This window comes from Campylobacter blaseri (assembly GCF_013201895.1).
Classification (GTDB): Bacteria; Campylobacterota; Campylobacteria; order Campylobacterales; family Campylobacteraceae; genus Campylobacter_B; species Campylobacter_B blaseri.
This window is the reverse complement of record NZ_CP053841.1, coordinates 88,443-103,933: the sequence shown is the minus strand read 5'-3', so window position 1 is coordinate 103,933 and position 15,491 is coordinate 88,443. Positions and strand designations below refer to the sequence as shown.

At 31.1% G+C, this 15,491-nt stretch carries 19 protein-coding genes; 9 read left to right on the top strand and 10 right to left on the bottom strand.

Going from position 1 to position 15,491, the window contains the following annotated elements; genetic code table 11:
* Positions 1–2 precede the first annotated feature (2 nt).
* The 9 genes from CBLAS_RS00540 to CBLAS_RS00500 all read left to right on the top strand — a co-directional run bounded on the left by CBLAS_RS00540 (position 3) and on the right by CBLAS_RS00500 (position 5,515).
* Positions 3–425 carry a GNAT family N-acetyltransferase gene (locus CBLAS_RS00540; protein ID WP_106870663.1) on the top strand — a complete coding sequence of 141 codons (423 nt, stop codon included), beginning with the start codon at positions 3–5 and terminating at the stop codon, positions 423–425.
* 67 nt (positions 426–492) lie between these two features.
* Positions 493–1,350, top strand: a complete 858-nt coding sequence (gene htpX / locus CBLAS_RS00535; protein WP_106870661.1) for a zinc metalloprotease HtpX — start codon at positions 493–495, stop codon at positions 1,348–1,350.
* Between the two features lie 2 nt (positions 1,351–1,352).
* Positions 1,353–1,940, top strand: a complete 588-nt coding sequence (cbiM, locus tag CBLAS_RS00530) for a cobalt transporter CbiM (RefSeq protein WP_106870659.1) — start codon at positions 1,353–1,355, stop codon at positions 1,938–1,940.
* Complete coding sequence (locus CBLAS_RS00525) at positions 1,934–2,317, top strand: hypothetical protein (RefSeq protein WP_106870657.1); 384 nt, start codon at positions 1,934–1,936, stop codon at positions 2,315–2,317. The genes cbiM and CBLAS_RS00525 overlap by 7 nt, the downstream gene beginning before the upstream one ends.
* A complete protein-coding gene (locus CBLAS_RS00520; RefSeq protein ID WP_106870654.1) occupies positions 2,314–2,967 on the top strand; it encodes an energy-coupling factor transporter transmembrane component T family protein in 654 nt (217 codons plus the stop codon). Before CBLAS_RS00525 ends, CBLAS_RS00520 begins: the two co-directional genes overlap by 4 nt.
* The gene (locus tag CBLAS_RS00515) at positions 2,964–3,611 is read left to right on the top strand and encodes an energy-coupling factor ABC transporter ATP-binding protein (protein WP_106870652.1); all 648 of its coding nucleotides are present in this window, start codon (positions 2,964–2,966) and stop codon (positions 3,609–3,611) included. Before CBLAS_RS00520 ends, CBLAS_RS00515 begins: the two co-directional genes overlap by 4 nt.
* Positions 3,612–3,664: 53 nt before the next feature.
* The gene (locus CBLAS_RS00510) at positions 3,665–4,177 is read left to right on the top strand and encodes a hypothetical protein (RefSeq protein ID WP_106870650.1); all 513 of its coding nucleotides are present in this window, start codon (positions 3,665–3,667) and stop codon (positions 4,175–4,177) included.
* Between the two features lie 17 nt (positions 4,178–4,194).
* The gene (gene ung / locus CBLAS_RS00505) at positions 4,195–4,896 is read left to right on the top strand and encodes a uracil-DNA glycosylase (RefSeq protein WP_106870648.1); all 702 of its coding nucleotides are present in this window, start codon (positions 4,195–4,197) and stop codon (positions 4,894–4,896) included.
* A 169-nt stretch (positions 4,897–5,065) separates the two neighbouring features.
* Positions 5,066–5,515 (top strand): hypothetical protein, encoded by a 450-nt coding sequence (locus CBLAS_RS00500; RefSeq protein ID WP_172658157.1) that lies wholly within the window; start codon positions 5,066–5,068, stop codon positions 5,513–5,515.
* 385 nt (positions 5,516–5,900) lie between these two features.
* On the opposite strand, the gene rplT is transcribed toward CBLAS_RS00500, so the two are convergent.
* From rplT to CBLAS_RS00450, 10 genes are all read right to left on the bottom strand, one after another.
* Positions 5,901–6,254: a 50S ribosomal protein L20 gene (gene rplT / locus CBLAS_RS00495; RefSeq protein ID WP_106869298.1), complete on the bottom strand. Its 354-nt coding sequence runs from the start codon at positions 6,252–6,254 to the stop codon at positions 5,901–5,903.
* A gap of 105 nt (positions 6,255–6,359) precedes the next feature.
* On the bottom strand, positions 6,360–6,551 hold the full coding sequence (gene rpmI, locus CBLAS_RS00490) for a 50S ribosomal protein L35 (RefSeq protein WP_106869300.1): 192 nt from the start codon (positions 6,549–6,551) through the stop codon (positions 6,360–6,362).
* 61 nt (positions 6,552–6,612) lie between these two features.
* Positions 6,613–7,239, bottom strand: a complete 627-nt coding sequence (locus CBLAS_RS00485) for a TorD/DmsD family molecular chaperone (RefSeq protein WP_106869302.1) — start codon at positions 7,237–7,239, stop codon at positions 6,613–6,615.
* Entirely contained in the window at positions 7,226–8,077 is an 852-nt protein-coding gene (locus tag CBLAS_RS00480; RefSeq protein ID WP_106869304.1) for a dimethyl sulfoxide reductase anchor subunit family protein, read from the bottom strand. Before CBLAS_RS00480 ends, CBLAS_RS00485 begins: the two co-directional genes overlap by 14 nt.
* Complete coding sequence (locus tag CBLAS_RS00475) at positions 8,064–8,720, bottom strand: DMSO/selenate family reductase complex B subunit (RefSeq protein WP_106869306.1); 657 nt, start codon at positions 8,718–8,720, stop codon at positions 8,064–8,066. The genes CBLAS_RS00480 and CBLAS_RS00475 overlap by 14 nt, the downstream gene beginning before the upstream one ends.
* Positions 8,721–8,723: 3 nt before the next feature.
* A complete protein-coding gene (locus CBLAS_RS00470) occupies positions 8,724–11,099 on the bottom strand; it encodes a DMSO/selenate family reductase complex A subunit (RefSeq protein WP_106869308.1) in 2,376 nt (791 codons plus the stop codon).
* 172 nt (positions 11,100–11,271) lie between these two features.
* The gene (infC, locus tag CBLAS_RS00465; protein WP_106869310.1) at positions 11,272–11,790 is read right to left on the bottom strand and encodes a translation initiation factor IF-3; all 519 of its coding nucleotides are present in this window, start codon (positions 11,788–11,790) and stop codon (positions 11,272–11,274) included.
* Positions 11,787–13,613: a threonine--tRNA ligase gene (gene thrS, locus CBLAS_RS00460; protein ID WP_106869312.1), complete on the bottom strand. Its 1,827-nt coding sequence runs from the start codon at positions 13,611–13,613 to the stop codon at positions 11,787–11,789. The genes infC and thrS overlap by 4 nt, the downstream gene beginning before the upstream one ends.
* Before the next feature lie 131 nt (positions 13,614–13,744).
* A complete protein-coding gene (locus CBLAS_RS00455; RefSeq protein WP_106869314.1) occupies positions 13,745–14,932 on the bottom strand; it encodes a replication-associated recombination protein A in 1,188 nt (395 codons plus the stop codon).
* Position 14,933: 1 nt separating this feature from the next.
* On the bottom strand, positions 14,934–15,482 hold the full coding sequence (locus tag CBLAS_RS00450; RefSeq protein WP_106869316.1) for a hypothetical protein: 549 nt from the start codon (positions 15,480–15,482) through the stop codon (positions 14,934–14,936).
* Positions 15,483–15,491 lie beyond the last annotated feature (9 nt).

The window sequence follows — 15,491 nt, the reverse complement described above, 5'->3', positions numbered from 1 at the left end:
TAATGAAAGAGATTATAGAAACTAGTGAACTTCAAGATGTATTTTGGCTTATGAATGAACTTCGCCCAGAGTTAAAGGCTAATGATTTTATAGAAAAAGTTAAATTTCAGCAAAAAACCATGAACTATAAACTATTTGCTTTTTATGAAGAAGGTGAGCTAGTAGGATTATGTGGCATTATGCCTTTTTTTGTTTTGTATCATAGTAAATGTCTATATATTTGTGATTTTGTTGTTGATTCTAAAAAAAGATCAAAAGGATATGGCAAAAAATACTTAGAGCAAATTCAAAACTATGCAAAAGAGCAAGGGTTTAATGAGATTGAGCTAAGCTCAAATTTTACAAGAGTAAAAGCACATGAATTTTATGAAAAAAAGATGGATATGGATAAGACAGGATTTGTATTTAAAAAGGTATTAAATTGAGTGTTTTAAAACAAGTTATTAAATGATATTTGATATACTTCATTAAATTATTTTAAAAGGAGTAGATATGGAAATTTTTAAAACAACTTTTTTAATGGTTGGACTTATGCTACTTTTTGTCTTTGTGGGATACGCCGTTGCTGGAACAGGCGGTATGGTTATAGCTTTTTTAATGGCTTGTGGGATAAATTTATATAGCTATTTTTTTAGCGATAAAATAGTTTTAAAAAGATATAACGCGATAATGGTTGATAGAAATAGTGCAAGCGGGCTTTTTGAAATGGTAGAACGACTTACACAAAAAGCAAATTTACCTATGCCAAAAGTATGCATTATACCTGATAAAACTCCAAATGCTTTTGCAACAGGAAGAAACCCAAATAATGCAGTTGTAGCTGTTACCGAAGGACTTTTAGATCTTATGAACGAAAAAGAGGTTGAGGCTGTTTTGGCTCACGAATTAAGCCATGTAAGACACTATGACATCTTAACAGGTTCAATTGCCGCGGTTTTTGCTGGAGCTATTGCAATGCTTGCAAATTTTGCTCAATTTGGTGCAATGTTTGGCGAAAGAGATAGTAACCGCTCAAACCCTATAGTATTATTAATCATAGCCATAGTTGTCCCAATAGTTGCTTCTATAATTCAAATGAGTATTTCAAGAAGTAGAGAATTTGAAGCTGATAGAGGGGCTGCCTTACTAACAGGAAGTGGAAAATGGCTAATATCAGCACTATCTAAATTAGATAGCTATGCAAGAGGTGGTCATATGCTAAAGAATGCTAGTGAAAGTAGTGCTCATATGTTTATCATAAATCCATTTAGCGGGGTAACAAAAAACTTTTCATCTCTTTTTAGAACCCACCCTAGCACAGAAGATAGAATCAAAGCTCTAAAAGAGATAGATGCAAGATTAAATGGCTAAAAATGCATATAAGCGAAGGTATTTTAAATCAAGAGATAATTATCTCTACCTCTGTGATAGCTCTAGCTTGTGTTTTTTATACAGCTTACAAGCTAGATAAAAATGATATTGCAAAAACTGCTTGTATGAGTGCAGTTTTTATTATAGCCTCTTTTATACATGTGCCTATTGGACCTGCTTCTATTCATTTAGTTTTAAGCGGTTTAATAGGTGCTTTTTTAGGGATTAATGCGATTTTGGCTATATTTATAGCTTTAACACTTCAAGCTTTTTTATTTGGTTTTGGTGGGGTTAGCGTGATTGGGGTAAATTTGATTATAGTTGGTTTTCCTGCTTTACTAGGAAGATATTTTCTAAGGCTTTCTTTTAAAAAATACAAAAAAACAATGTGGTTTTTAGCTGGTTTTACCCCTATTTTAATCTCATCTGCGCTTCTTAGTTTAATTTTAGTTTTAAATGGTAAAAGCTTTATAGCTATAGCAGCTTTAATATTATTCTCAAATTCTATACTTATGGTTGTGGAAGGGGTTATTACAATGTTTGCGTTAAATTATATTTATAAAATTGATAAAGGAATTTTAAAATGCTAAGAGTTGTTTTTTTAATGTTTTTATTTTGCTTTGCAAATGCTCATAATTTGGAAATTTTTCCTGAAAAAGATGGAGATATCCTAACCATAAAAGCATTTATGCATGGAAGTGATCCTTGTGCTAACTGCTTAGTAAAGATAACTAGTGATAAAAATATATTAGCCACAACCAAAACCGATTATAAAGGCTATGCTAAATTAGAAGTTAAAGAAAATAAATTTGAAATTACCGTAACAGATGAGCTAGCTCACAGTAAAACAACTCTTTTTCCGCTAGATAGAAACTCAAATCTTAGCATATTCACTAAATTTATTATCTCTTTTGTTTTATTATTTTTAATTTTTGAAATATTTTATCTCATAAAAAGGAAAAAATGAAAAATATATCTTTTCTTATAATTTGCTTTATTGTGTTTGCCTTTAATGTGGCACTATCTGCAAATATATATTTAATTTTTTTCTTGCCTATTTTAATTTTACTAACAATTAGGTATAAAAATATATTTGATATCTTAAAAAGGCTTTTTTGGTTAAATATATTTATAATTGCCGTTGTTCTAAGCCTTGCCTATCATAAAGATTATCAAAATGCTATGCTAATATTTTTAAGATCAAATTTGATAATAACATTCATGTTAGCGGGATTTTATAATATTGATGAGTTTAAAATAGTATCATCAATATCAAATTTAGGAGTAGGAGATAAGCTTAGTTCACTATTTTACTTTACAGCTAAATTTCTATATATAATAAAAGATATTTTTGTTCGCTTTAAAAAAACTCTAAAATCACGCGGTTTTAATCCTAAATTTTCACTATTTTCTTATAAGGTTTATGGAAATTTAGTTGCTATGATTTTTTTAAATGCTTTTTATAAGGCAAATATACTTGAAAAAACCATTTTAGCAAGAGGATATAGGGGAAATTTGCATAGACAAAAGGAGTGTTTAAAATTAAGTTTTTTTGAAATTTCATTTGGCATAATAATTTTTCTTACTATGATATTTAAAAAAGGGGGTTTAATTTGAGTTGCTCTGTTAGTTTAAAAAATATATCGGCAAAAAATGGCGAAAAAGAGATTTTTAGAAATGTAAATTTACAAATATCACATAAAGAAAAAATTGCCATAATAGGCTCAAATGGTTGTGGCAAAACAACACTTTTAGAAATAATCGGTGGACTAAGAGGACCTAGTGGTGGCGAGATAGAGATATTTCACGAAAAAATACCAAGCTTAGATGAGTATCAAAAATACCGCTACTTAGTTGGATATCTTTTTCAAAACAGCGACGATCAATTTATATTTCCTAATGTTTTTGAAGATGTTATGTTTGGACTTTTAAATAGTGGAGTAAGTCGTGAGGAAGCTAAAAAGAGAGTAGAGTTTATACTTAAAGAGCTAGATATTTGGCACCTAAAAGACAAGATTGTTTTCCATCTTTCTGGAGGCGAAAAGAAAATTGTTGCAATAGCTGGAGTTTTAGTTACAATGCCAAAGATAATCTTGCTTGATGAACCTACAACTGGGCTTGATTTTAAAATGCAAGAAAAAGTGGCAAATATTATAAAAAATCTTGATTTAAGTGTAATTATAGTATCTCATGATAAAAAATTTTTAGGTGATATAGTAGACACTATTTACTATTTAAATAAAGATGGATTAGAAAAATAGTATAATTTTTATGCTATCATAATAGCTATTACATACAATTTAAAAGGAATATTATGAAAAAATATATATTAGGAAGTGCGGCACTTAGCTTACTACTTCTGGGCTGTGCCCCAAAAGGTAATGATTTAGGAGGTAATGTATATGACCCATATGCATTAAACTCAGAGCAAAAAACTAAGGTAGTTACTATTTTAGATACCTTGCCTGCTAAAATCGCTGTAGATAACTCAGATAACAAAATAATGGCACAAACTGTTGGTGTTGTTGTTGGAGCTGCGACTGGCGCTATTATAGGCTACAATGCTGGTGGCGGTAAAAGTGGTGCTGGAGCCGGCGCTGGTGGTGCCATAGGTGGCGCACTAGGTGGCGCTGGTGGTGGCATGGTTAGTGATAAAAAATTAGTTGAAGGTGTAACAATTATATATCAAGACGGAGATAAAAAACTTAGCTCAACTCAAGTAGGTAGGCTTTGTGAGTTTAAACCTGGAAATGCTATTATGATTATAACTAGTAAACATGATACTAGAATTCAAGCTAACTCAGCATGTCAAAATAGTAAAAAATAGCCTTAATTGGAGGATAAATGCATATAGATATAAATAGGGTTCAAATCGAACCTACATGGAAAAAGGTTTTAAAAGATGAGTTTTTAAAACCATATTTTGCCTCGTTAAAGCAAAATTTACTTATTTCCAAAAAAGAAAATATAATTTATCCTCCAAGCAATTTAATATTTAATGCTTTTAATTTAACCCCATTTGAAAAGGTTAAAGTTGTTATTTTGGGGCAAGATCCATATCATCAACCAAACCAAGCTATGGGACTTAGTTTCTCTGTGCCAAATGGCATTAAACTACCACCTAGCTTAAAAAATATCTACAAAGAAATTGAGGATGATTTGGGTGTAAAAGAGCCAAATAGTGGAGATTTGACATATTGGGCGAAACAAGGTGTTTTACTTTTAAATTCAACTCTTACAGTTGAGGCAAACAAGGCAAATTCACATTCAAATTTAGGTTGGCAAACATTTACTGATAGTGTTATAAAAAAGATAAATGATGAAAAAGAAAATATTATATTTTTATTATGGGGAAATTATGCAAAAGTGAAAGCAAATTTAATTAATCAAAACAAACATTTTATCCTAACTGCACCTCATCCTAGCCCCTTAGCAAGAGGTGGCTTTTTTGGTTGCAAACATTTTTCAAAAACGAATGAAATTTTGTTAAAACTTAATAAAAAGCCAATTGATTGGAATTTAAATAATAGTCAAAATATTATATAATTTAAATTAAAAAACAAAGATTACGAAGGTAACACAATATGAAATTTAAAAATTAATTATTATACTTTTAGTATTTTGCAGTTTTATTTTTACTATATACACTCTTATTTTTTTAAATTACTATTTTCATAGATATGATAAGGCGAGAATTTTATTATATGAATCAATAATGAATGAAGAAATTAAATTTTGGAAAATCATTGACATAAAAAAAGACAAATTAAGTGTTGATAGTTTGTTGGAACTTATAAAAAAGCAAGAAAAATATAAGTATAAATTTTATAAAGATTGCTTAGAAGTTATAGAAACTGAAAATAATAATTCGCAATGTGAGTTTAGATTTAATTTTAATTTTAATTATTTAGATGAAATGCAACAAATAATGCTTGTTTATAATTTTGATAAAGAAACAGTTGAATTTCATAAATCTTTGTCATTAGATTGGTATTTTAATGATAATAATCAAAGATGCAGGAACTACCAAACAATGGGAGAATATTATATGTATAACTATATAGGAAATGAAAAATATCCTAGGTTTGATCTATATCAATCTTGGGGTGAAACTTATTGTGAAAATTTAGAATTTAATAAAAAGGATAAACTATCATTTAAATAACCAAAGAATAGTTTGCTTATGAATAGAAAAGATAATAAACAAAAAAGATTATTTTTATTGCAATGCCTTAGCTAGTTATAAAATGTTGTAAGTTTATACAAAAAACTATTTGATATTTTTATAAAATCTTCTAAAATAAATCATAAAAATTGTTATAAATATACTAAAATATTGAATTGCTATAAAGATAAAATCTTGCAAACTACAAAACTATACCAATTTCAGTCAATACTTATAATTTAGGTAATAATTACCATTGTTCTATGAAATTAAAGTTAAAAATTTAAATATTAAATGAAATGTAATCTAGTTTAATATATTTTAAAGCCAGAAAGTTCTGGCTTTTTAATTACATTAAGTAAATTCTTAATTAAAGGCTTTGTTGCTATAGAGCTTGTTTTGCTTTTTCAACAACTACGCTAAAAGCGGCTGGATCGTTCATAGCCATATCAGCTAGAACTTTTCTATCAAGATCTATTTCAGCTTTTTTAAGTGCATTTATAAATTTAGAATAGCTTATACCATTTAGTCTGCACGCTGCATTAATTCTTACTATCCAAAGTTTTCTAAAGTCGCGTTTTTTACTGCGTCTATCTCTATATGCATAACACAAGCTTCTTTCAACTTGTTCTTTAGCTTTTCTGAAGTGTTTTCTTCTACCGCTATAAAAACCTTTAGCTAACTTTAAAATCTTTTTATGGCGTTTTCTTCTAACTACGCCTGTTTTTACTCTTGCCATATTTATTCCTTTACAAATTGGCGTCCATTAATGGATCTTGCCCTTAATCTTTATTTAGAATAGGGGAGTTTAAATGACTCTTGTCAAAACCTTAAGTGACTATACTTATTTACAAAGCATTTTTTTTACAGCTTTAAGATCTGAACTATCGACATATTTTTCTTGTCTTAGATCTCTTTTACGCTTTTGAGACATTTTTGTCAAAATATGGCTTCTAAATGCTGAGCCTCTTTTGATCTTATTCTTGCCTACATTAAAACGTTTAGCTGCACCACGAACCGATTTCATTTTTGGCATGCTAATCCTTTTAAATTTTAAGAATGAAAATTAATTATATCCAATTTTTCTTTATTTATAATTAATTACCTGTGTTTTTATGATGTATCGCTCTTTTTTGCTTCTTAATATTTAGCTCTTTTTGAACTATTTGCATAAAATTTTCTGTTAGAAGAGCAAACCCTCTATAAAAATTTGTATTTGAATGGGTTTTAATATTGTTTAAAAAGTAAAATATATATGGCAACATCTCATCTTTTAAAAATATTTTTAATTCGTCTATTTTTTGGTTTTCAAAACAAAATGCTAGAAATGCAAACTCATTTGCTACGCTGTCACTTGGTAAGGCATCAAATGGTTTTTTAAATTCACTATTTAAAAAGTGCTTTTCTACTTTTGTACTATTTTCTGAAATCATATCACCAAATATGGAGTAATAATACGATGCATAGGGTGGAGCTTTTAAAAAATAATCATCACATAAAAATAACCTTGTAAAGTCCACCTCTATATCTTCAAATTTCTCTTTTTTAGCAAGCTGTAAATATTCTAACCCTTGCTTTAAATTTAAATCACTATTTTCATAAAACCATGATAGTGCTAAATTTTCATCATTTATTTTTAAAAATAGCTCTTTTCTTGGCTCGGCAAATACCTGCATAAAAAGTTTTGATATAAATGCAGGTATCTCTTTATCAGTGCATAACATTAGTGTTAATCATTCCATAAAAAATTGCTCTTGTAAAAAGAACTCCCGCTAAAGCACATAATAATGCAATAGTTGCAATAAATTTGCTTTTATTTCTTAGGTAGTTATTCAGATACCATATCATTATACCGGCACCTATAAAGCCTGTTCCATATAGTATATAATCACCATACCTACCACCTAAAAGTTCAAATGGATCAGTTGTTCCTGCAACCGTAGTGCTTCCAAGGTGTAGTGTTTGAAATATTATAGAGGTCATTAGTATTCCAGAACCAAAAAGTCCTACTAAAAATGCCATTTTTTCTTCATGCTCATCTTTAGCGAAAAATAGATGATACATAAACCCACCTAAAAATAACATAGATGAAAAGAAGTAGAAAAATGTTACATCAAACCTCCAAGTTGTAACAGTTTTTTGCATAGTTCCATATGCCCCAACCATAAAAAATATACATAAAAGACCAAATATCAATGTTATAAATAAAAATATCTTCTTAGGCTTTAAAAACAAAACAAAAGCAAAAAGCATAGTTAGTCCACCAGCTGCTACTTCATTGTTCATCCAGCCTATATGCCACTCATTATTTGCATAAAAAATACCCATTCTTCTTATGAAATTTAATGCATGTGTTATATCTCCAAGGTGAAATACAGACGGCAACATTGCTATTGCAAAAGCAATAGCTGTAAAAATTCCAAAAAACTTAAGGTCGCTTTCATCTTTATATCCATTTAGATAAGCTGGAGTATATACAAATATCATACCTACAACTGCTTGCGCTAATACTGTAAAAAGAACTAGTGGAAGTTCATGTCCAACCATCTCAAAGAATGTCATCTTCTACTCCTTGATATTTATGCGGTAAATGCATTTTACCGCTTTTTTCATAGCTTGGTTTCGTATTTTTTTCTGGAACTATTGCTAAATTTGGAAGAGTTGCTGTTTCACTAGGAAGTGGAGAACAACTTGCTAAAGATGTTTTATATTTATCTCTAAGTTCATTTATATCTCCATAGTCTAATGCTCTAAAAGGACAAGAGCTAACACATACAGGGTCTTTGCCCTCATCTAGTCTATCTATACATCCATCGCATTTATTCATATGCCCAGTATGCTTGTTAAATTGTGGTGAGCCGTAAGGACAAGCCATTGCGCAAGCTTGGCAACCTACACACCTTTTATCATTTACCATGACAATCCCATATCTAGTTTTCATCATTGCACCAGTAGGGCAAGCTTTCAAACAAGCTGGATCCATACAATGATTACAGCTAATAGTAGTGTAGTATGCATAGACACTTTGACTATGGATTACATTATTTTCATCTACTGTAAAATCTCCACCTTCATATTCATATACTCTTCTAAAATTTACACCTATTGGGCTATCTTGATAGTCTTTACAGGCCATTTGGCAAGTTCTACAGCCTATGCATCTACTTTGATTTATCATAAATCCAAATTGATCACTTTTTTTCATAGTTTACGCCTTTTCTATTTCTACTAATATTGAATGAACACCGTTTGCTTTAGCAATAGCGGTTGGTTGGTTTGTGGTTAGTGTGTTTACACAACATCCTACATCTACTCCATTTTCATCAAATTTAGCCCAACCACCTTGATATGTAGCAGCTGTTCCTGGAATAATTCTTGAAGTAACCCTAGCTACCCCTTTAATCTTACCTATATCATTTCTTACTATAACTGTATCGCCTGTTTTAATACCTCTTTGTTTTGCATCAAGTGTATTAATCAGTATCTCTTGAGGGTTTATCTCTCTTATGACCCCAGCGTCCCAAAAGCTTGAATGGGTTCTTCCTTTATAGTGATATCCAAAAAACTGAAGAGGATATTTCTTTCTAAGTGGGTCTCTTGCCCCCATTATAACATCTTCAAAAACAGGTAAAGGATTTATCTTTTGTCCTGGCATTAGTTTCCAAGTCTTACTCATATCATACAGAGTTGAAGAAAATATCTCTATTTTTCCAGATGGTGTATTTAAAGGATTTGCATTAGGATCTTCTCTAAAATCCTTAAATACAACTAATGGCTCTACTAGCTCTGGAGATTTCCAAATTTTTCTTCTTTTTATTTCATCATAACTAGGTAAAAATGGATTTTTATCTTTTGCCACATTCCATGACCATCTCATCCAATCTTCCCATGTTTTTCCATCTGTAAATTTATCTTTTAACTCTTTACCCCCAAGTTTTTCTGCTAAAAGTGTGCAAATATCAAAAGCACTTTTTGCTTCACCTTGAGGCTCGATGGCTTTTTCTCCAATAGCAAGATAAGGCATTGTGCTACATTTACCCATAGATGCTTGAAGTAAATCTTCTTGCTCAAACACCATTGCACTTGGTAGTATATAGTCTGCAAAAGAGTTTGAGTGTGTTCTAGTTATGTTTATATCTACAATTAACTCATAAAGACTCTCATCTTCCAAAATCTTACTAATTTCACTAACACAAGCGTGTTGGTTTGTTAGACAGTTTCCAGCTGTATTTATCATAACCTTAATAGGAACTTTTAAATGACTAGCTCCTCTAACGCCATGCTCCAAAGCGCTCATTTTACTACCTAACCTTATACCCTCATACCACATAAAGCACGGTATGGTTGTTTTGACTGGATTATTTACAGAAAGTGAACCTAAACTATATGATTTACTTGAACCAGACCTTGCACCTGTACCACCGCCAAGTATCCCCACATTTCCTGTTAAACAGGCCAAAGTGGCTATAGCTCTACTTTGCTGTTCTCCGTTTTGATGTCTTTGTGGTCCCCACCCTTGATCTATATAGCAAGGTTCAGCAGATGCAATCTCTCTTGCTAGTTTTACAATCCTATCACTTGAAATTTGTGTTATTTTCGATGCCCACTCTGGAGTTTTTGGAGTTTTATCATCCCCCGTTCCCATTATATAATCCATATAAGAACCGTTGCTAGGAGCACCTTCTGGAAGTGTATCTCTTGTAAAGCCTACACAATATTTATCCATAAATTCTTTATTATATAGATCTTCTTTAACCATTACATAAGCAAGTGCAGCAATCAAAGCAGCGTCAGTTCCTGGAGCTATAGGTATCCACTCATCAGCAACACCAACCATAGTATCAGAATATCTAGGATCAATACATATAACTTTTGTATTACCACGTCTTGCCATTTCCTGAAAAGAATATCCAGTTGAAGCACCACCCATTCTAGTTTCAACAGGGTTTGAGCCAAACATAACAGCAAGTTTTGCATGCTTAACATTTTCTATATCTCCTCCCCATGCCCAGCCGTAAAAATGCTCTAATCCATTAGCTATTTGACCGGTTGAATAATCATTATGATAACCCAAATACCCACCATAAACACCAAGAAGTCTATGGAAAGATCCATCTAGCCATCCTGCCATTATAGAACCTATTGTTCCTGTTCCATAAGGATTATAAAATGCTTCATTGCCGTATTTTAATTTGATTTCATTCATTTTGTTAGCTATATCTGTTAGTGCCTCGTCCCAGCTAACCCTTTTAAATTTACCCTCGCCTCTTTTTCCAACTCTTTTTAGAGGGTAAAGAACACGGTTTGGATTATAGATACGGTATCTAGTTGATCTACCTCTAAGACAGGCCCTAACCTGTCTTTGCTCATAACTATCATTACCTGTATTATCTGTTGTGATATGACTAATAATTCCATCTTTAGTATGTGCCTTTAAAAGACATTTGCTTCCGCAATTCACAGGACAAAATCCAACAAATTCCTCCTGTTTTTCTGGGAGAACTGTTTTGCTAAAGGAGGTTGTAGCAGCTAAAGTTCCGCTAATACCACTCCATTTTAAAAAATTTCTTCTACTAACTTGCAAAATAACTCCTTAATATATTTCAAATTAAAGCTAAATAAGGCTAACATTTTTTTACTTAAGGGGCTATTAGCGATAAAAATTTTCTTGATTGTTTTTAAGTAGTTTAAAATATAAAATATTTGATTATTATAAATTAGATAGTGAGAAATTTAGGGGCTATTACCCCTAAGAATTAGCTTTTCTTTGGGGTGACAAGCATATTTACATATCTGCCTTCAAATTTAGGTTCTTTATCTTTATCTCCAATATCTTTGATCTCTTCAAAAACATTATTCAAAAGCTCAACACCAAGTTCGGGACTTCCCATCTCTCTGCCTCTTAAAAAAACACGAAATCTAACATATTTACCCTCTTCTAAGAAATTTCTTGCATGTTTCATTTTATAGTTAATGTCATTTTGTGCAATTTTTACAGAGAGTTTTATCTCTTTAATATCGATAGTTTTTTGTTTTTTTCTTGCTTCTTTTAGCTTTTTTTCTTGTTGGTAGCGAAATTTACCATAGTCCATAACTTTACAAACTGGTGGTTTTGCATCAGCAGAGATTAAAACTAAATCAAGTCCTGCCTTATTTGCTATATCTAGCGCCTCATCACGGCTTATAATGCCATAAGCCTCACCATCATCGCCTATGCAGCGAACTTCTCTTGCGCGAATGTCTTCGTTTAAATATACCTGTTTTTCTTTACTCAAAAGTGCACCTCATTAAGTTTTTCCTTTAGAAATTTTATAAATTCATCTAAGCTCATCTCAGATCTTTGTTTAGCTCTTCTATCTCTTAGAGCAACACTTCTATTTTCAACCTCACTATCACCAATTACTAGTATCATAGGAACATGGGTTTTTTCCGCTGTTCTTATTCTTTTATTTAATGTTTCATTTTTATGTAAAATTTCACTATCAATTTCTAGCTTTTGAAGCATTGTAGCAATCTCTTTTGCATATTCATAGTGGTTATCACTAATTGGAATTATGCTAACATTTGTAGGAGCTATAAAAAATGGAAGCTCTCCTGCTGTGTGTTCTATTAAAATTCCTATAAATCTCTCAAAGCTTCCTAGTATTGCACGATGAATCATAACAGGTCTTTGTTTTTCGTTATTTTCATCAATGTAACTTAAATCAAATCTTTCAGGCAAATTAAAGTCAACTTGGATAGTTCCACATTGCCATTTTCTATTTAATGAATCTTTGATTTTTATATCAATTTTTGGTCCATAAAATGCTCCACCGCCCTCATCAATTCCATAACTTAAGTTATTATCATCAAGTGCAGTTTTTAAAGCATCTGTTGCCATTTCCCAAATTTTATCATCACCAATAGCTTTTTCTGGTCTAGTTGAAATTTCCATCTCATAATTAAATCCAAAAAGTTTCATGATATTGTCTACAAAATCTAGTATCTCAAGAATGTTCTCTTTTATTTTAGAAGGTTCGCAAAATATATGCGCATCATCTTGGGTAAATTCTCTAACCCTAAAAAGACCATGCATAACGCCACTTTTTTCATGTCTATGAACAACTCCATACTCAAAAAATTTAAGTGGTAGATCTCGGTAACTTCTTATATCGCTTTCATAAACCTTAACATGCCCAACGCAGTTCATAGGCTTTATGCCGTATTCTTGCTCATCAATTGTAGTAAAATACATATTTTCTTTATAATTTGTATAGTGTCCACTTATTTTCCATGCATCTGATTTTAAAATTTCAGGCCCCCTAACAGGCTGATAACCCCTTTGTCTATGGATTGGAAATAAAAACTTCTCTAATTTCGATCTAAGTCTTGCACCATTTGGTAGCCATATTGGAAGTCCTGCTCCAATTTGCTCATCAAATGTAAAAAGCTTCATCTCTACACCAAGTTTTCTATGGTCGCGTTTTTTTGCCTCTTCAATCATCTTTACATGTTCATTTAAGGTTTCTTTATCTGCAAATACAACACCATAAATTCTTGTTAGCATTTCGCGTTTTTCATCACCGCCAAGGTATGCTCCTGCTATCCTTGTTAGTTTAAAAAATCTTAAATATCTAGTATTTGGAACATGTGGCCCTCTGCAAATATCTTCAAAACTGCCTTGCGTGTAAAGACTAACTTCTCCATCGGGAATTCTTTTTAAAACCTCTTGTTTTAAATCATCATCTTTAAATTTTTCTGATATTTCTTTTTTCGTAGATACTGTTTTTATGATGTTTTGCTTAGAGTCTATAAGCTCTTTCATCTTTTTTTCAATATCTTTTAAATCACCCTCACCAAGTTTACTACCATCTTCTTTAAAAGCTCTAAAATCGTAATAAAAACCATCTTCAATAGCTGGTCCAACAAAAAATTTAGCGTTTGGATAGAGTGAGATGATGGCTTCCGCCATAAGGTGAGCACAGGAGTGGCGTATAACTTCAAGTGAATCTTTGCTGTTATCAAAATAAATAGGAGTTGCTTGGTCTTCACGTCCATTGATACTTTGAGTATCAACAATCTCTCCATTTAATTTATATGCGATAATATCGCTATTCATGCATCATTTTCCTTTTTTAATTTATTTCTTATTAAGTACATTTTAATATTTTAGCTTATTATGATTTAAGTTAAACTTAATGTTTTAAAATAGATATCCTTATTTTAGCCATCTTTGCAAGACTAGTTCTTTTATCTATTTTTAATTTTAATAAGCCAATCTTGCAATGTTTTTTCAAACCCTATTCCACTACTTTCATAAAATTCCAACTCTTTTTCTAGATAAACTTGTTCAACATAGCCATTATAATCATGTGGATAAAGATAGTTTTTCTTTTCTGGATCTGTATTAATTAGATATTTTGGAATTTCTAAAGCTCTATTTTCTTTAACATATTTGATTGCTCTTTTTATAGCTTTATAGCTAGAGTTTGACTTTGGAGAACTAGCAAGATATACAACGCATTGTGATAAAATAAGCATAGCTTCTGGATAACCTATTTTACTAACAGATATTAATGTGTTAGTTGCTAAATTTAAAGCATTTGGATTTGCATTGCCTATATCTTCACTTGCAAAAATCACAAGTCTTCTTCCTATAAAGTCTGCACTCTCTCCACCATCTATAAGCTTTGCAAGGTAATATAGTGCCGCATTTATATCACTTCCCCTAAGGCTTTTTATCATTGCGCTTGTTAGGCTATAGTGAGTATCTTGTGAGCTAACACCATCTTTAATAGGCATAGCTCTTAGCTCTTTTAATGTGGCTAATTCTATTTTAGAATTAATCTTTAAAGCATAATCAAGCAAATTTAACATAGCTCTAGCATCTCCGCCACTTGAGTTTATTAAGTAATCTTTAGCCTCTTCTTCTATGTTAAATTCTAGCTTCTCTTGAACCCTATTTAACAATTTACTTAAATCTTCATTTGTCAAAGGCTTAAACTCAAAAAGCATAGAGCGAGAGCGAATTCCACTACTTAAAACAAAAAATGGATTTTCAGTGCTAGCCCCTATAACAACTGCTCCATTATTCTCCATAGGTATTAACAAAACCTCTTGTTGTGTTTTTGATAGTCTATGAACCTCATCTATGAAAATTAGTGGTTTTATAAGATTGCCTTTGTATCTATCTAGAATTTTACGGATATCTTCTACTTTTAAACTACTTCCATCAAGCTCAAAAAAATCCATATTAAGCTCGTTTGCTATAACTTTTGCCAAAGTTGTTTTTCCACTTCCTGCTGGTCCAAAAAGCATAATATGTGGAATTTCACCCATTTTAATTAACTTATATAAAGGCTTATCTTCTCCTACTATATGACTTTGTCCGCAAATTTCTTCAATAGTTTTTGGTCTAAACTCTAATGCTAATCCCATATTATTCATCCATCAAATGCCCAAAACCAACACCAAACAAAAATGGCAAAGCAAAACTATCAGCACCAACTCTTTTTTGAATTATGTATTTTGCTATTTTATTTTCAACTTCAACATTTGGAGCAAATACTACCTCTGTTCCACCAATTCCAAGTATCGCATTTTCTAACTTTTCACACCAAAGCATATAGTCATTTAGTATCTTTTCTACAACTTTTAAATAAATTTCTTTTTCCAAATTTTTACTAAATTTACTGAATTTAATCTTCTCATAAAGATCTAAAATATCCTGAAGGGATGTTTTTATATTTTTAAAAGACTTTTTAACCTCTTTAAGCATAGCTTTTTTATCATCATGGCTTTTTAAAAAAACAGGGGATTCTTTTAACAGTGTATTTCCTAAGTTCATAGAATACTCTATAATATTTTCAGTAAATCCATATGAGGTTAAAAAATCTTTTTCTTGCTCCTCTTTATCAAAAAGTTCTGTTATCTTTTTTTTACTATCTTTGATAATTAGCAAAAGCCCTATAACAACCTCTTCATTCATATTTAACCC